Annotated in this window: 15 protein-coding genes and 1 pseudogene; 8 read left to right on the top strand and 8 right to left on the bottom strand. The window is 64.6% G+C overall.

Annotation, left to right across the window (positions count from 1 at the left end; genetic code table 11):
- Positions 1-908 (top strand): TRCF domain-containing protein (locus tag JOZ76_RS22820; protein ID WP_291702132.1); only part of this gene is annotated, 908 nt, incomplete at its 5' end.
- A 961-nt stretch (positions 909-1,869) separates the two neighbouring features.
- Here JOZ76_RS22820 and JOZ76_RS22815 read toward each other — a convergent pair.
- From JOZ76_RS22815 to JOZ76_RS22805, 3 genes are all read right to left on the bottom strand, one after another.
- The gene (locus tag JOZ76_RS22815; RefSeq protein WP_291702130.1) at positions 1,870-2,496 is read right to left on the bottom strand and encodes a LysE family translocator; all 627 of its coding nucleotides are present in this window, start codon (positions 2,494-2,496) and stop codon (positions 1,870-1,872) included.
- A 62-nt stretch (positions 2,497-2,558) separates the two neighbouring features.
- Positions 2,559-2,714, bottom strand: a complete 156-nt coding sequence (locus JOZ76_RS22810; RefSeq protein ID WP_291702126.1) for a hypothetical protein — start codon at positions 2,712-2,714, stop codon at positions 2,559-2,561.
- Positions 2,715-2,801: 87 nt separating this feature from the next.
- Positions 2,802-3,542: a metallophosphoesterase family protein gene (locus JOZ76_RS22805; RefSeq protein WP_366938613.1), complete on the bottom strand. Its 741-nt coding sequence runs from the start codon at positions 3,540-3,542 to the stop codon at positions 2,802-2,804.
- A gap of 441 nt (positions 3,543-3,983) precedes the next feature.
- Here JOZ76_RS22805 and JOZ76_RS22800 point away from each other — a divergent pair, with 441 nt between their 5' ends.
- Complete coding sequence (locus JOZ76_RS22800; RefSeq protein ID WP_291702119.1) at positions 3,984-4,391, top strand: DUF1127 domain-containing protein; 408 nt, start codon at positions 3,984-3,986, stop codon at positions 4,389-4,391.
- 78 nt (positions 4,392-4,469) lie between these two features.
- On the opposite strand, the gene JOZ76_RS22795 is transcribed toward JOZ76_RS22800, so the two are convergent.
- The 3 genes from JOZ76_RS22795 to JOZ76_RS22785 form a co-directional block, all read right to left on the bottom strand.
- Complete coding sequence (locus JOZ76_RS22795; RefSeq protein WP_291702115.1) at positions 4,470-5,699, bottom strand: GGDEF domain-containing protein; 1,230 nt, start codon at positions 5,697-5,699, stop codon at positions 4,470-4,472.
- Between the two features lie 83 nt (positions 5,700-5,782).
- Positions 5,783-7,288 carry a class I adenylate-forming enzyme family protein gene (locus JOZ76_RS22790; RefSeq protein WP_291702112.1) on the bottom strand — a complete coding sequence of 502 codons (1,506 nt, stop codon included), beginning with the start codon at positions 7,286-7,288 and terminating at the stop codon, positions 5,783-5,785.
- 30 nt (positions 7,289-7,318) lie between these two features.
- A complete protein-coding gene (locus JOZ76_RS22785) occupies positions 7,319-9,127 on the bottom strand; it encodes an extracellular solute-binding protein (protein WP_291702110.1) in 1,809 nt (602 codons plus the stop codon).
- Positions 9,128-9,411: 284 nt separating this feature from the next.
- Between JOZ76_RS22785 and JOZ76_RS22780 the strand changes: the two genes are divergently transcribed.
- Positions 9,412-10,227 (top strand): invasion associated locus B family protein, encoded by an 816-nt coding sequence (locus tag JOZ76_RS22780; protein WP_291702108.1) that lies wholly within the window; start codon positions 9,412-9,414, stop codon positions 10,225-10,227.
- A 155-nt stretch (positions 10,228-10,382) separates the two neighbouring features.
- On the opposite strand, the gene hspQ is transcribed toward JOZ76_RS22780, so the two are convergent.
- A complete protein-coding gene (hspQ, locus tag JOZ76_RS22775; protein WP_291702106.1) occupies positions 10,383-10,715 on the bottom strand; it encodes a heat shock protein HspQ in 333 nt (110 codons plus the stop codon).
- A gap of 105 nt (positions 10,716-10,820) precedes the next feature.
- Between hspQ and JOZ76_RS22770 the strand changes: the two are divergent.
- Positions 10,821-11,042: pseudogene (locus tag JOZ76_RS22770) on the top strand (AEC family transporter); the annotation flags it as partial.
- 80 nt (positions 11,043-11,122) lie between these two features.
- On the opposite strand, the gene JOZ76_RS22765 reads toward JOZ76_RS22770, so the two are convergent.
- Complete coding sequence (locus JOZ76_RS22765; protein ID WP_291702104.1) at positions 11,123-12,325, bottom strand: UbiH/UbiF family hydroxylase; 1,203 nt, start codon at positions 12,323-12,325, stop codon at positions 11,123-11,125.
- 117 nt (positions 12,326-12,442) lie between these two features.
- Between JOZ76_RS22765 and pcsA the strand changes: the two genes are divergently transcribed.
- The 4 genes from pcsA to JOZ76_RS22745 all read left to right on the top strand — a co-directional run.
- Positions 12,443-13,177: a phosphatidylcholine synthase gene (pcsA, locus tag JOZ76_RS22760; RefSeq protein ID WP_291702102.1), complete on the top strand. Its 735-nt coding sequence runs from the start codon at positions 12,443-12,445 to the stop codon at positions 13,175-13,177.
- The gene (locus tag JOZ76_RS22755) at positions 13,174-13,899 is read left to right on the top strand and encodes a TerC family protein (protein WP_291702100.1); all 726 of its coding nucleotides are present in this window, start codon (positions 13,174-13,176) and stop codon (positions 13,897-13,899) included. The genes pcsA and JOZ76_RS22755 overlap by 4 nt, the downstream gene beginning before the upstream one ends.
- A 154-nt stretch (positions 13,900-14,053) precedes the next feature.
- Entirely contained in the window at positions 14,054-15,028 is a 975-nt protein-coding gene (locus JOZ76_RS22750) for a quinone oxidoreductase family protein (RefSeq protein ID WP_291702098.1), read from the top strand.
- 137 nt (positions 15,029-15,165) lie between these two features.
- A partial coding sequence (locus JOZ76_RS22745; RefSeq protein WP_441300076.1) for an ABC transporter substrate-binding protein occupies positions 15,166-15,879 on the top strand: 714 nt, incomplete at its 3' end.

Genomic DNA, 15,879 nt, shown 5'->3' with positions numbered 1-15,879 from the left:
TGATCGAGGACATCATGTCCGCGTTCTACGACGGCAAATACGACATCCTCTTGTCGACCACGATCGTGGAGTCCGGCCTCGACATTCCCAATGCCAACACGCTGATCGTGCATCGCGCCGACATGTTCGGCCTCGCGCAGCTCTATCAGCTGCGCGGCCGCGTCGGGCGCAGCAAGCTGCGCGCGTACGCCTTGTTCACGCTGCCGGCGCAGCAGAAGATCACCGCGCAGGCCGAGCGCAGGCTCACCGTGCTGCAGTCGCTGGAAAATCTCGGCGCCGGCTTTCAGCTCGCCTCGCACGATCTCGACATCCGCGGCGCCGGCAACTTGCTTGGCGAAGAGCAGTCCGGCCACATCAAGGAGGTCGGCTTCGAGCTCTACCAGTCGATGCTGGAGGAGGCGATCACAAACCTCAAGGCCGGCATCGCCGAACCCGCCGCCGACCGCTGGTCGCCGCAGATCACCATCGGCATGCCGGTGCTGATCCCCGAGGACTATGTCTCCGACCTGCCGGTGCGGCTCTCGCTGTATCGCCGGCTCGCCGACCTCGACACCGAGGAGGAGATCGAGAATTTTGCCGCCGAGCTGCGCGACCGTTTTGGCAAGCTGCCGGACGAGGTGCGCTATCTGTTCAAGGTCGCGACCATCAAAGCCTATTGCCGCAGGGCCAATGTCGAAAAAGTCGATGCCGGGCCCAAGGGCGCCGTCATCACTTTCCGCGACAACAAGTTCGCGCATCCCGACCGGCTCGTCCTGTTCATCCGCAAGCACGGGCAGGCCGCAAAAGTGCGCCCCGACATGAAGGTCGTGTTCTTCCAGGATTGGGAAACGCCGGAGGAACGCCTCGCCGGCACCACCGACATCTTGCGGCAGCTCGCCAATCTCGCGGAGAACAAGAAGGCGGCGTAGCGCAATCTCGGCGCATCCTCGTCATTGCGAGCCAACGGGTCCGCGCGAAGCGCGGCCCGATGACAGGCTTCGCGAACCAATCCAGTATCTCACCGCGGGAACTCTGGATTGCTTCGGCGCCTTGCGCCTCGCAATGACGACTTCCATTCTCTGATCGGATTTCAAACAGCCTACCACTCCGAGGTCATCGCCCGGCTTGACCGGGCGATCCAGTAACCCGAGGCGCCTGTGATTGAACCGAAAGGCCGCGGCGTACTGGATCACCCGCTTGCGCGGGTGATGACGACCGAGGTTTTTGCCCACACTTTGTCTAAACACGATTCCACATTCTCGCGGCGCGATGCGCCCGAGTTGTGCTGCATGCGAGCCCCTCGAAAAAATGAGGGCGCAGGGAATGCCGGGTGACGGCCTCACCCATGGCCCGCCTGCAAGAAAAAACGCAGGCGGCAGTTACCACAGGTTAAGCCGGATCATCCGGCATTCCCTGCGCGGCGGTTTTAACGGTTTCCTTCGCGCTCTCCCCAGGAACCGGGCTTTCTTGCTCCTGTCGCGCGCAGATCGTTCTGCGCGCTTGGCCTCAGCGTCGGGAGGTCAGGACCACGCGACTTCGCCGTCCGCATCAGCGCCGTTCGTCCGCGCGAAAAATCGCGCGCGTCGCCAAAGCGTCCACCGCATCCCACCTCGCGTGTCGTGACGATCGCGATACGCCCCTCATCTCGAGGCGGGACGCGTGGACAATACCCCTGATTCTATGTTCTGTAAAACAGAAATATTTTCGTCTGGGCGGCTTGACAGGATGTTGCCGACGCGACCCGTCGGGCAAATCGGTTGATCTGTCCTGGGGCGATCCGATGCAGAGAAGGCCTGCCGCCTTCGCAAGGGCATGTCCCCGTCGAACGCGCGGACCGCGGCACCAGGCGACTATCGCGCCGTGCCTGCGTGCCGCCAGCTTTCTCCGACGTCAACTCGCACGACGTGCAACGAGCAGCGTGGCGCCCAATCCGCACATCACGGCGCCCGAGGCCTGTCTCGTCCTCGCGATGAACGTCGGCCGCTTGGCAAGCCCGGCGCGCGCCCTGGTGGCCCAATGCGTCACGATCAGATCGACACCAGTGTTGAGGGTCACGGAGATCAGCCCGAGCACGACGAACTGGGCGGCGACACCAGCTGTGGGGTCGATGAATTGCGGAATGAAGGCGAGGAAGAACCCGGCCGTCTTCGGATTGAGCGCCTCGACGACGATGCCCTCGCGCAAGGCGCGGCGCGCGCCGGTCGTCGGCACCTCGGCCGGCGCCACGATGTGTGCTTCGCGCCACGTCTTGACACCGAGCCAGATCAGATACGCCGCTCCCGCGATCTTCAGCACGGTGAAGGCCTCGGCGCTTGCCATGATGAGCGCGGATACGCCGAGAGCACCGCCCAGGACGTGCACGAGGCCGCCGAGGCCGAGGCCGACGCTCGATGCCAATCCTTCCGTTCTGCCGCCGGCCAGCGTCCTCGCCACGATATAGAAGATGCCGGGTCCCGGCGTGATCGCGACAAGCAGCGCCGCCGCCAGGAACAGGAGAAAGGCCTGCGAACTCAACATCGCTTATCGATCCCTCGCCGAAACCGGTCGCCGCCGTGATGCGTGCCGACCAAGAGCTACGTTCACAGCATCAGAGAGAGACGCTCCAGGTTCCAGAACCTTCGTCTATTCTCTTCAAGTGAGCGCAGGCGGGCCGCGCGCATTTCGATCGCATTGTTGATGGCGTGCTGGGCGCGGTCAAGAAGTTGCCGGGTTTCTTCGCTGAAGTGCCGGGGCATCGGGTGCTCCCTCCCACAGGCGGGAGCACGAACGGTCGGTCAGCCACCGGCGCCCGCTTCGGCCGCTGCCGCGCGTCCAGGCCAGCTTTAGTCGACGTGTCCCAGCGACAGGGCCATCGCCCACTCGGGCCGTCCGTTGGCGAGGGCGCGCGCGGACGCGGAAGCCCAGTCGTAGTTCAGCGCGAGAAACTCGACCAGCCAACTTCCGTTGCTCTTCGTGAGGATGGCATAGCGGGCGTGTGGCGAGCGGTATTCGAGGTTCGCTGCAGAGGGAATGTCCGCAAACACCGGGCATCCGACGCTGCCGGGGTTCAAGATCAAGCATTCCCCCGGTCCATGAACGACAGCTTGTCGGTGGCTGTGACCGCACAATACGACGCGCGCCGTGGTCGCACCTTTCAAACGTGTCTTCAGAATGTCGCGGCGCGCCGGGACGAAGCGTCCGTCATCGAGCAACTCCTCCAGCAAGAACGTGCTGTCGTCATCGGGCGTGCCGTGGCAGGCCAAAATTCCATCTGGCAGGTTGATGCGCGCAGGCAGGTTCTGCAGCGCCCACCGCTGTTCGGAAGTCAACGCATTGCGCGCGAATCCGGCTGCCGATGAAAGTTTGTCGTCAGGAGCATCATCGATCGACCGATCATGGTTTCCGCGTACAGTCGGGAGTGCGAGCGATTGAAGCGCCTCAAAGGTCTCTTTCGGCCACAAAGGGCTGGTGACGCAATCACCCAGATTGACGGTGAAATCGACGCCACGGCTGTTGATGTCGGCGAGCACGGCCTCGAGGGCGGGAAGGTTTCCATGGATATCCGAGATGACAGCCATTCGCATCGTTCGCTCCCCTTCACCGGCGGCGCGTTCTGCCTTGGTCGTGAACTTAACCCATTCCCGGCTGCCTGTGTCATCAGTCAGTCGGTTGTGATTTTGATGATTGCCGTTGGTGGTGGTGGCGTCTGCAAGGGGGCACAGCCGGCGTCAGGCATCGTCTGTCGGTTAAACTGCACAGAGTTGGAGGGGCCGAGGTTCTCGCTTCCACGATGCAACCAGCATCCGTACGCCCCTTGAGTTTGCACGATTGCCGTGATATTGAAGCCTGATGAAGAGATCAGTGCGCATCGTCAATCGCAAACACATGACCCGCTTTGGCTGGGCCGTGGAAGGAGTCGCGCGCTAGGAATTCGACGACGCCATCTTTTCACCAGGCCCCGCCGGCATCGGACGGGGCCTTTTGTTTGGCCACGCTCCTTGTCGGCGCGACAGCAGGAGCATCCGATGCCAATCCAACAGACGAACCTCATATCCGAGACCTCGGGCGATGTCGCAGTGCTCGGCCTCTCCACCGCATTGGTGAAAGAGGCCATGGACGACAGTTTGGCAGCCGCGCGCCCCAATGCATCCATTGCAGCACCGGACGACACTCTCTCGGACAAGGATGCTGCTGGACGAACAGCCGCATTGGCGCGGAGCCTCTTGAGCCTGCTCAAGCGATTTTGGCGTGCGTTTCAGGAACAGCGCCGGCGCGAGAGCTTACGAGCCACCTTGTACGACCTGAGTGACAGGGAACTGATGGACATCGGCGTGACGCGCGGTGAGATCGACTACATCGCCGTTCACCGAGCCATCGACAGGCTGAGAGACGGCACGACTTATCCGTGGATCATGTCTCGCGGTGTGATGTAACTGATGGCAACCGTGAGGCTTCGCTGCCGGGTGGGGGCGGCGATCAAGCCAGCCACTGGTTGCGAGCGAGCCCGCGCCTCACGACACCGCCCGGCGCGGGCCGCGATCGAGCCGTGCGAGCAGTGACGATGCCGTATCGGAGGGCTGCAGCGTCGCGACCGACAGCACCGGCTCGAAGCGCGCATGGCCGGCGCCATGCGAGGTCTGGCGGATCACGCTGGAGAGCCGCCGCGCAATCGTGTGCGCCGCGCGCAAATCGGTCTCGGCGAACACGACGACGACGGACTGGTCCGGCCGCATCGTGCCAAAGTCCATCTGGCGCATCATGTGGCTGATGATCCGCGCGCCATCGAGCTGAGCGCGGGCATGGGCGCCTTCAAAGGCAAGACGGGCGGCCGACAGTCCGCCGCCCGCCGCGAGCGTTTGGCGCACCGCCGTTGCGAACTCGCGGTCGAAGGCGGCCGGCGTCAGGAGGCCCGTCTGCGGATCGATGCGCCCGCCGGCGTCGATGGCGCGCAGCGTGCGGCTGAGGCGCGCCTCCAGCGCGTGCTGGCGGATCAGCGGCGCGGCGTTGATTGCAATCTGGCCCGGCTCGCCCATCAGGATCTCGAGATTAGGCAGCTTGTAGCGCGGCGCGAGCTCACCCGTGGTCAAGATCACCGGCAGGTTGCGGAAGCGCGCGTCCTCCGACAGCACGGTGAGGAAGGCGTCGACCACACGGGAGGTAAATCCCTCGCTGAGCACGATGCCGTCGATGTCGCGGCTGTTGAGCTGCTTGCCCGCGGCTTCCATGCCGAGCGCGCCGGCAATGCTCATGCGCTCGCCGAGCGCGACGGACAGCGCGGGGTACGACCCGCCGCGTCCCATCAGCAGCACGGTCGCCTCGCAGAGCGGATCCTCTTGCGGCAGGCGCGCGGCTGTCGCTTCATCCGCGAGGCGGCGCAGCACGGTCGCGTGCAGCGCGCGGACCCGCAGCGCAGCGCGGAGGCGCGGCAGCAGCCGATCGAGCGAGCCGCGCCCCTGGATGAAGGGGATGGCATTCGGCGCGAGCGGCCCCGCGGGTTCGACGGCGATCAGCGGCGTGTAGAGTTTTCGGGCAGCGATCCGCGCGGCAAGCGGCGTCAGGTCCGCATCGCCCGATTGGGACATCGCGACCAGGACTGCCGAGGGCTCGACCTGGTTCACCGCGCGCGCGGCCTCGGCCCAATCGGTCTCGATCAGCGGAAACAGTTTTGCCTCGTCCAGCAGGCCGACCAGGGATCGCTGCGGCGCATGCGATATGACCAGGATCGGGCCTTGCTGGGACATTTTGACAAACCTGGAGCGACGCGGACGAGGACGCGCAATGGTAATTTGTCAGCCTTAATGCGGCGTCAACGCTCGCTATCGTCTCACGCCGGGCTCGTGCGGTCGCGAAAAGCTTCCGCCATCAGCGGGTTCAGCCCGAGTTCCGTGAGCGCTTCGCGCGCGCGCGCGTTGTCGAGCGCGCGTCCGGCGAGGCGGTGGCCGCTGAGGCGATCGGGCAGGGCGGTCAGCAGCGTGCCGGGTCCGAGCCGCCTCGACCATTCCTGCAGGTCCTGCGCGAGGAAACGATAGCCGCCGACCGCCATGACGCCGGCGGGTGGCGCCGTGATCGCAATGGCGCCGGTTGCGCGGTCGAGCCGCGCGGCATATTCGGTGTCGACATAGTCGCGCGGCGGCTGCGGGATCAATGAATCCCCCGGCGGCTGCGGCGGCGCATAGGCTGACGCTGCGACCATCGGGCCGCGCAGTCCCAGCGTTCCCTTAGGCGTCAGCAGGATTTCGCCAGAGATCGACGATCCCGCGGCTTGGCGCGGCGCGCCATGCAGTCCCGGCTTGACCGGCGCAGGCATGCCGTCTTCGGCCGTGCGGCGCGCGCCGAACAGCCCGGCCTCGCCGAACAGATAGACGTCGGTCATCGAGACGCCATGCGCCGTCCAGCGCGGGCTGGAGGTGACCTGCTCCGGCGTGCGCCAGAGGCCGATGACATTGCGCAGGCTCGGCAGTCGCGCCGCAAGGCCAGCTTCGTCCAGTCGCAGGGCGAGCTGGGCCGGCACGATCAGCGTGTCGCAACGCTGGTCGACGATCTGCTCCTCGAGCGTGTCAAAGTCGAACGGATGATGCAGCGATAGCGTGCCGCCGGTCAAAAGCCAGACCGCGAGCGAGGAGACGAGACCCGCGAATGACGATGGCGCAAACGCCGAGATGGGGCTTGCGCCCTGCGCCACATTGGCTTCGAGCGAGACCGCAAGGCCGCCTGCGATCAGGCTGAGATGGGGGCGGGGCACGGCGCGAAAGCCGTCCGACGTGACATCGAAGGAAATGATCGCGGCCTTGCGCCCGTCCTGGATCGCGGTGCGCGAGGGTTTTATGTCGCGCGCAAGCGCGTCGTCGAGCGAGGCCATTCCTTCCGGAAGCGCATGGCCGAATCCGGCGACATGGCGGATGGAAAACACCTCTGCCGCGGCGTTCATCGCGACATCGGAATGCAGGACGCCGTCGATCCGGTCCATGGTGACGATCGCGCGCGCGCTGGTGCGGTTGAGGGCCGCGACGATCTCGGCCTGCCGCCACAATTGCGGGATCAGCGCCACCACGAGACCGGCGCGATGCGCCGCCAGCAGGGTCAGCACGAACTCGACCGTATTCGGCAGCTGCATCGCAATGACCGAATGCGCCGGCAGTCCCGCCTCGACGAAATGGGCCGCCAGCGCCGCGATGGCGCGGTCGGCCTGGGCATAGGTCAGGCGCTTCGGCCGCTGCCCCGTAACGCGCGGCTTGTTGAGCGGATCGACCAGCGCGATCGCCTCCGGGCGGCGCGACAGGATCCGCTGGAACAGAGTATCGAGAGTGGGCGATGCGCTGGTCTGGTTCACGTCAGGTCACTCTACCGCGGCTGCGCTTGGTCAGGGCTGTTTCGCTTGCGAGTCTACTCGCTGCCACCAGGTCTCCGGAAGGTATCCGGCGAGCGAGGTGGCTTTTGGCGTTTCTATCCGATTCCACCGCGCGATCCATTGCTCGCCGGCGCTAAAGACGGGGATGGCATAGAAACCCGCCATCAGGACACGGTCGAGGGCGCGGACCGCCGCGACGAAGTTTTGGCGGTCGCGGGCGGCGAGCAGCGCGGCGATCATGGCGTCGATGGCGGCGTCCTTGGCGCCCATGTAGTTGCGGGTGCCCGCCATGTCGGCCGCCTCGCTGCCGAAATAGAAGGCCTGCTCGTTGCCCGGCGAGAGCGACTGGTCCCAGCGGTTCTGGATCATGTCGAACTCGTAGGCGAGCCGGCGCTGGTCGAACTGCACTGGGTCGACCGATCGGACCGAAATCTCGATCCCGGCGCGCTTCAGGTCGCGGGCGTAGGCGAGCGCGATCCGCTCCTGGTCGCGGGTGGTGGTGAGGATCTCGAATGTGAGGAGCGCGCCGCTGCTGCGTTGCCGCAGCAGAGAACCGTCGAGTTCATAGCCGGCCTCAGCGAGCAGCGACAGCGCCTGGCGCAGGGTTGCGCGATCGCGGCCCGATCCGTCGGTGACCGGAAGGCGGTAGCTGCCGTCGAGAATGTCGGGCGGAATGCGCGTGGCGAACGGTTTGAGCAACTCCCGCTCTTTGGCGTCGGCGGGACGCGTATAGGCTGAGAGTTCGGAACCGGCGAAATAGCCGGCCGAGCGGCCGTAGAGGCCGAAGAAGTAGTTGCGGTTGATCCACTCGAAATCGAACAGCAGGGTCAGCGCCTGCCGCACCCTGATGTCGGCGAAGACGGGGCGGCGGGTGTTGAACACCAGGTATTCGGAGGGCTCTGGCACGCCCGGCTTGATGGTGTCGCGCACCACCTCGCCATCGCGCGCGGCCGGAAAGCCGTAGCCATCATGCCAGCGCAGCGGCTCTGTCTCGACGCGAAAGTCATAAAGTCCACGTTTAAAGGCTTCGAACTGGCCGTTGGATTCCCGATAGAAATCGAGCCTGATCTCATCGAAATTCCAAAGCCCGCGGTTGATCGGCAGGTCGCGGCCCCAGTAGTTGGGATCGCGCGTCAAAGTCACACTCGCGCCGGGCTTGACCGCGCCGACACGATAGGGGCCGGAACCCATGGGCGGGGCCAGCGTGGTGTCCTCGAAACGCGCCACGTCGATGGCGTGACGCGGCAGGATCGGCATCAGTCCGAGGATCAGGGGCAGCTCGCGGTCATTAGCGGCCGGGAGATCGAACCGGACGGTCAGCGGATCCAATACCTCGGCCTTTGTCACCTTTGAATAATACTGCCGGTAAAGGGGTCGGCCGTGATCCCTCAGCAAGGCAAAGGAAAACACGACGTCGTCCGCCCGGACCGGCTCACCGTCCGAGAAGTGCGCCGCCGGATTGAGACGAAAGGTGACGTAGCTTCTGACATCGTCGGTTTCGACTGTCTTGGCCAAAAGGCCATAGAGGGTGAAGGGCTCATCATTGCCGCGCGTGAGCAGGCTTTCAACCACGTAGGTTCGGATCTGTGGAGCAGCCAGGCCCCTGACAATGAAGGGGTTGAGGCTGTCGAAGGTTCCAAGGACCCCCCAGGTCAGCCGGCCGCCCTTGGGCGCATCCGGGTTGGCGTAGGGCATGTGGGTGAAGTCCGCTGGCAAGGCGGGCGCGCCATGCATGGAAAGGCCGTAACTCTCCGGGGCCGCGGCGTCGCCGGCCACCGCACCGGGCGCGAGCGAGAAGGCCAGCACAACCGCGGCCGTCATTTGAACGGCGATACGACCAAAAGCTGACGCGATCACGCGCGGATTTGATTCGGTTGGGAACACCGGGGACTTTTACCATAGCGGCAGCGCGGCAACGCTGTCCGTCAAAGACTCTTGTCGGCATTGATCTTTCCGTACGCCACGGTATGAAAGCGGGCGATCGAGCAGGGCGCTTGCGCCTGTCACGTATCCGCCTCAATTGACTAGGAGACAGCCGCGCGAAACGGCGAGGTGTCGCGCCTCCGGCGATTTCGGGCGCTCCCGTTCAGAAAGGGTTTTCCGCAATGAATTTCCGTAACTTGGCCGCATCGGTTGGGCCGCGTGGGCGGCTTGTCGCCTTGTTGGCGGCGACCACGCTGGCTGTTCCCTTTGCGCTGGACGCCCAGGCCCAGACGGCACCCCCCAAAGCCCCGGCAGCGCCGAAGGCGCCGGCCGCGGCGCCGAAAGCCGCACCCAGAGCTGGCGCTCCTGCGCCGGCCGGGCAACCCTCCGCCGAGCAGGCGCAGCAGGCCCCGGCAGCCCCCGGCGGCCAGCAGCAACAGGACCCGCCGGTTCAGCTGATCTACGCGCCCTGGACAAAATTCTGCCTGAAGGGACAGGACGCCAACGCCAAGCAGGTGTGCTTCACCGGCAAGGACGGCCGCATCGAGTCCGGCCAGCCCGTGATCGCGGCCGTCGTGATCGAGCCCGAGGGCGAGCCGAAAAAGATTTTGCGCGTGACACTGCCGCTCGGCATGCAGCTCGTTCACGGCACGCGGGTGATCGTCGACAACAATCCCCCGCTGCAAAGCCCCTACGTCATCTGCTTCCAAAATGGTTGCATGTCCGACTATGACGTGTCGCCGGAACTTCTGGCCAACATGAAGAAGGGGCAGAACCTGGTCGTGCAGGCCATCAACTCCAACGGTGCGGCGCTGACGCTGCCGCTGCCGCTGCAGGAATCCGGCAGCAGCTTCGCCAAGGCCTATGATGGCCCGCCGACCGATCCGAAGGAGTTCGAGAAGACACAGCAGAAGCTGCAGGAGGAGCTGCAGAAACGGGCCGACGAGGCGCGCAAGAAGCTGGAGCAGCAGGGGCAAGCGAGCGCGCCGGCCAGATAGCCGGTCATCGCAATGAAATGAGAAAAGGCGCTCCGAGCCGAGCGCCTTTTTCTTTGCTTGCGCGTGCCTTGGCGCGCGATGGCCCTTGCCAAGGGGCGCGGCTGACCGGGACAAATGCGCGGGTCATGCGCCCGCGTCCAGTCGCTTGGCGCGGCTCAGTTCAGCGACGGATTGCGCGGCCGGTAGCCGCCGGACTTGTCGCGCACGAAAATCTCGGCGACCTGCGAATGCCGGACCGGTTCTCCGGTCTCGTCGGGCAACAGGTTCTGCTCGGAGACATAAGCGACGTACTCCGCCTCGGAGTTTTCCGCGAGCAGGTGATAGAACGGCTGATCCTTATGCGGACGCACGTTCTCGGGGATCGAAAGCCACCACTCTTCGGTGTTGTTGAACTCCGGATCGATGTCGAAAATCACGCCACGGAACGAGAAGATCCGGTGACGGACAATCTGGCCGATCTGAAATTTTGCGGTACGCGCCTTGATCATCCTTCGTCGATAGACCATGCCGACGGCGGATGCTAGGGGCTGGGGCGCGATTTAACCTTTGTGTGACAGTGGCGCCGCCATCCGCCGGCCCGTCAAAGCCCCCTCATGGTCGACGTCCTCGATCTCGCGCTCCCCTATTTTGGTGCCATTTTCAGAGGCTTCGCCTCCGGTAAGGCGAGAGGGCTGCCGCAGACCGGGTTACCCTGGTGAGCTTCTTCCTGCTTTCCGTTTCGTTGCCTGCGTTGCGATTCGGCATCATGTCCCGGACGCACTTGCCGCGCTCAACAACCCGCCCTTCCTGTTGCGACCATGCTCGCGACGGTGACGCTAGCGCTGCCCCTGTTCGATCCCGTGTCCTGGTAGGTGCCGGCCGTCGGCTCGACAGAACTCAAGTCGTCTGACGTTCGTCAGGCGCCGGTTCGCCGCCAATTCCGCCACGATGGCGCGAGGCCCTCGCGCATGGCGAGGCGCCTGAGCGGTCCGATCGTGCCGATCAGATGCAAGCTGGCGGCGCGCAGCGACTGCATGGGCAAAAGTTCGCTCAGCAGCGAGCGGTTGGCGAGATCGATCACCATGGTCCGGCTCAGCACATCCGCGCGCCGCGCCAGCCCGTAGTGCCGCATCACCTCGCGTCCGCCTACATCCTGGCCCGCTGCGAGCGCATCGCGCACGATGGAGGCGATGTCGTCGGCGTCGCGCAGCCCGAGATTGAGGCCCTGCGCGCCGATGGGCGGAACGACATGGGCGGCTTCGCCGACGAGTGCGATGCGCTTATCGGCGAACTGTCTTGGCCGCTCGATCGCGAGCGGAAACAGACAGCGGCCCGGCTCGACGCGGACGCGGCCGAAGATCGAATGTGACTGCGTCTCGGCCGCCTCCGACAAGTCGTCGTCGCCAAGACCTTTCAGCCGCTCGGCTTCGACGGGCGAGGTCACCCATACGACGCTGCAACGATCGCCGGGCAGGGGGACGAACACGCAGGGGCCTTGCGAGGTGTGAAACTCGGTCGAGATGTTTTTGTGCGGCCGGGAATGGCTGATATTGAACGTCAGGGCCGCCTGCTTGAGATCGCGACGGCTGACAGCAATGCCCGCGGCCTCGCGGCAGAGCGAATGCCGGCCGTCCGCGCCAACCACCAGTTGCGCTGTTATCTCGGTCCCGCCAGCGGTGCGGATCTCGACGGCGTCGTCGCCGGGATGGACCGCCTCGGCCTCATCGTCGAACCGCCTCAGGCCCGAAATCTCGGCGGCGCGGGCCTCCAGGGCTGCGATCAAGTCGCGATTTTCGATGTTGTAGCCGAACGCATCCAGCCCGATCTCATCGGCGGTGAACCGCACCTCCGGTGCGCGGATCAGGCGGCCGGTGTCGTCCACCAGCCGCATCGCCGCGAGTGCGGCGGCCTTGTCCACGCAGCGGCGCCAGACGTCCAGTTGCTCGAGGAAAGAGACCGATCCGCCGAGCAGCGCCGTCGTGCGATTGTCACCATAAGCCTGACGGCGTGCGATCAGCGCGGTCCTGGCGCCGGCCTCGGCCAATGCGACGGCAGCCACCAGCCCCGCCGGACCGCCGCCGACCACCGCAACGTCAAAAGTCATGGACGCGTCGTTCATCGGTGACACATTTGTTCCTCCGGACCGGCCTTTTCAAGCCCGGATCCGCGCGCGACCTAGTGCCGCCGAGCGCCTCGGTGCAAAAGCAAGGGAATCCTGATAGCACTCGACCCGCCAATGAAACAGGACACCGTTCAGGATTCGGGGGCAACGGCGCCGACGCTTCGGGCGGCGGCGTTCTCCGTGCACATCTTCACCGCGCTTGGCGCCGGAGTGGCGCTGCTCGCGCTGCTCGAGGCCGTGCGCGAGCATTGGGCCGCGATGTTCTGGTGGCTCGGGGTGGCGCTCGTCATCGACGGCGTCGATGGACCGATGGCGCGCCGGTTCGATGTCGCGCGGGTGCAGCCGAACTGGGCCGGCGACGTGCTCGATCTCGTCGTCGACTTCACGACCTATGTGTTCGTTCCGGCCTATGCCATTGCCGCGAGCGGCCTGCTGCCGCCACTGATCGCCTCGGCGCTCGGCTTTGCGATCGCGGTGACGGGCGCGCTCTATTTCGCGGACCGGCGGATGAAGAGCGCCGACAATCATTTTCGCGGCTTTCCCGGCCTGTGGAATTTCGCCGCCTTCTACCTGTTTCTGCTGCAGCCGCCGCCATTGCTCGGCGGGCTCGGCATTGCGCTCCTTGTGGTGCTGACCTTCGTTCCCTTCCATGTCATCCATCCGGTGCGGGTGAGGCGGCTCCGATGGCTGACGCTGGCGCTGATGGCGCTGTGGGCGATCCTGTCCGCCTACGTCCTGGTGCGGGATTTCGACGTGGCGGCGCCCGTCACCATGTGTCTCTGCGCGATCGCGCTGTACATCGTCATGAGCGATGCTGCGATCAGATTGTTGAGATCGTTCAAGTCATGATGACTTTATTCAGCAGCCCAGAGGCCTGGGCGGCACTGTTGACGCTGACCGTGCTGGAAATCGTTCTCGGGATCGACAACGTCATCTTCATCTCCGTGATCGTGTCGAGCATTCCGGAGCCGCAGGCGACGCGCGCCCGGCAGATCGGCCTCGTGCTCGCGCTCGCCTTCCGCATTCTGCTGCTCACCCTGCTGGTGTGGCTGATCGGACTGACGCAGGACGTGCTGACGGTCGCGGATCGGGCGTTCTCATGGCGCGATCTCATCCTGATCGCCGGCGGCCTGTTCCTGATCGCCAAGGCGACCCATGAAATTCACCGCGAGGTGGAGGCCGACGAGGCCAACGCTCAAGACCGTTCGGCCAAACATGCCTTCCTCTGGGTGATCCTGCAGATCATTATCATCGATGTCGTGTTCTCGCTGGATTCCATCATCACCGCGATCGGCATGGCGCAGGACCTTCCGATCATGATCGCGGCGGTCGTGATCGCCTGCCTGATCATGTATCTGTCGTCGGGACCGGTTGCCGAGTTCATCAGCCATCATCCGACCACCAAGATGCTGGCGCTCGCCTTCCTGGTGCTGATCGGCGTCGCGCTGGTCGCCGACGGATTCAAATTCCACATCCCGCGCGGCTATATCTACTTCGCGATCGCGTTCGCTGCCGCGGTGGAGTTCTTCAACGTGCTGGCGAAGCAGAACCGCAGAAAGGCGCGGAAATAGGCCGTTGCTTCCGCGCAGCCACCACCCCGGCGCGACGCGGGAGCCGGATTTCCGCCGCCAGCCAGCCCAAAACAGCGGCATCAGCCATTGGCCGAGTTGACAACACCGCGTCGATGGCTTTCGTTTTGACGGCAGGTGAGGGAGACTAGAAACGATGGCGAAGGCCGTGCGCGTGCACAAGGTGGGAGGACCGGAAGCGCTGGTCTATGAGGGAGTGGACCTGGCCGCGCCGGGGCCGGGCGAGATCCGCATCCGCCAGCACGCCGTTGGCCTGAACTTCATCGACGTCTACTATCGTACCGGGCTCTACAAGGCGCCGGGGCTGCCCTTCATCGCCGGCAATGAGGCCTCGGGTGAGGTGATTGCGGTGGGACCCGGGGTGACGAATTTCCACCCCGGCGACCGCGTCGCCTATTACCACAACCTCGGCGCTTATGCGTCCGAGCGCAACATCCCCTGGGAGAAGCTGGTCAAGTTGCCCGACCACATCACCTATGAGCAGGGCGCGGTGCTCATGCTGAAGGGGCTGACGGTCTGGTATCTCCTGCACAAGACCTTCAAGGTCGAACCGCATCATCGCGTGCTGGTCCACGCCGCGGCCGGCGGCATCGGCCTCTTGGCGTGCCAGTGGGCGCGCGCGCTCGGCGCCCATGTGATCGGCACCGTCGGCTCGCAGGCGAAAGCCGATCTCGCGCTCGCCAATGGCTGCGATCACGTCATCAACTACAATGACGAGGATTTCGTCGCGCGCGTGAAACAGATCAGCCGCAACGAGCTCTGCGACGTCGTCTATGACGGCGTCGGCAAATCGACATTTCCCGGCTCGCTGTCATGCCTGAAGCCGCGTGGCTTGTTCGTCTCGTTCGGCAACGCCTCGGGGCCGGTGCCGCCCTTTGCCATCGCCGAGCTCAACAATCACGGCTCGCTGTTTGCAACGCGGCCGAAGCTGAACGACTATATCGGCACGCGGCGGGAGCTTTTGGAGGGCGCCGACACCCTGTTCGCCGCCGTCATCAACGGCAAGCTGCATGTGCCGATCAACCATGCCTATGCGCTGAAGGATGCGGCAAAAGCCCATATCGACCTGGAAAGCCGGGCGACGACGGGCGCCTCTATACTGAAGCCTTGAGGTTTTCGCAAACAGCGGAGAGGATGGAGGCAACGGGATCGAGAGGCCGATGCCGGCTGTCTCGGACGCCCGAAACGACACAAAACCGAACAAAACAAAAACCAATTGGGAGAGAAACGATCATGAGAGAGCAACGCATGTCCCGTCGCGCCGTGCTGGCGGGCTCCGCCGCCGCAGGAGCGATGGCGCTCAGCGGATTTCCGGCCTGGGCCGCGGACGTTGACTGGAAGAAATATTCCGGCACCAAGCTCGAGGTGATCCTCGCCAAGGGGCCGCGCGGCGACAATCTTCAGAAATACGCCAAGGAATTTACCGAGCTCAGCGGTATCGAGGTCGAATCCGAACAGATCCCGGAGCAGCAGCAGCGCCAGAAATGCGTCATCGAGCTGGCCTCGGGCAAGCCGAGCTTTGACGTCGTCCATTTGAGCTATCACGTGCAGAAGCGGCAGTTCGAGAAGGGCGGTTGGCTTGCGGACCTCACGGGCTTCATGAAGGATCCGAAGCTGACGGCACCGGACCTGGTCGAGAGCGATTTTTCCGCCGCCGGACTTCAATACGCGAAGGACGACAAGGCCAGGATGCTCTCGCTGCCCTGGTCGGTCGACTATTTCATCCTCTACTACAACAAGGAGCTGTTCGCGAAGAAGGGCATCGAAATACCGAAGACTCTCGATGAGATGGTGATGTCGGCCGAAAAGCTGACCGATCCGAAGGAGGGGACGTTCGGCTTCGTGGGGCGCGGCCTGCGCAACGCCAACATGACGCTCTGGACCAATTTCTTCCTGAACTATGGCGGCGAGTTCCTCGATGCCAACGGCAACATCCTGACCGATGGGCCGGAGGCGATCGAG

It is taken from the genome of Bradyrhizobium sp. (genome assembly GCF_019244115.1).
Lineage (GTDB): Bacteria > Pseudomonadota > Alphaproteobacteria > Rhizobiales > Xanthobacteraceae > Bradyrhizobium.
This window is presented reverse-complemented; position numbering and strand designations above follow the sequence as displayed.

Excerpts from the sequence above, each read along its gene's own strand:
- JOZ76_RS22805 (WP_366938613.1), bottom strand. The coding sequence starts at position 3,542 with ATGCGAATGGCTGTCATCTCGGATATCCATGGAAACCTTCCCGCCCTC.
- JOZ76_RS22755 (WP_291702100.1), top strand. The coding sequence starts at position 13,174 with ATGATGACTTTATTCAGCAGCCCAGAGGCCTGGGCGGCACTGTTGACG.
- JOZ76_RS22750 (WP_291702098.1), top strand. The coding sequence starts at position 14,054 with ATGGCGAAGGCCGTGCGCGTGCACAAGGTGGGAGGACCGGAAGCGCTG.
- pcsA (WP_291702102.1), top strand. The coding sequence starts at position 12,443 with ATGAAACAGGACACCGTTCAGGATTCGGGGGCAACGGCGCCGACGCTT.
- JOZ76_RS22815 (WP_291702130.1), bottom strand. The coding sequence starts at position 2,496 with ATGTTGAGTTCGCAGGCCTTTCTCCTGTTCCTGGCGGCGGCGCTGCTT.
- JOZ76_RS22785 (WP_291702110.1), bottom strand. The coding sequence starts at position 9,127 with ATGACGGCCGCGGTTGTGCTGGCCTTCTCGCTCGCGCCCGGTGCGGTG.
- hspQ (WP_291702106.1), bottom strand. The coding sequence starts at position 10,715 with ATGATCAAGGCGCGTACCGCAAAATTTCAGATCGGCCAGATTGTCCGT.
- JOZ76_RS22765 (WP_291702104.1), bottom strand. The coding sequence starts at position 12,325 with ATGAACGACGCGTCCATGACTTTTGACGTTGCGGTGGTCGGCGGCGGT.
- JOZ76_RS22795 (WP_291702115.1), bottom strand. The coding sequence starts at position 5,699 with ATGTCCCAGCAAGGCCCGATCCTGGTCATATCGCATGCGCCGCAGCGA.
- JOZ76_RS22780 (WP_291702108.1), top strand. The coding sequence starts at position 9,412 with ATGAATTTCCGTAACTTGGCCGCATCGGTTGGGCCGCGTGGGCGGCTT.
- JOZ76_RS22810 (WP_291702126.1), bottom strand. The coding sequence starts at position 2,714 with ATGCCCCGGCACTTCAGCGAAGAAACCCGGCAACTTCTTGACCGCGCC.
- JOZ76_RS22800 (WP_291702119.1), top strand. The coding sequence starts at position 3,984 with ATGCCAATCCAACAGACGAACCTCATATCCGAGACCTCGGGCGATGTC.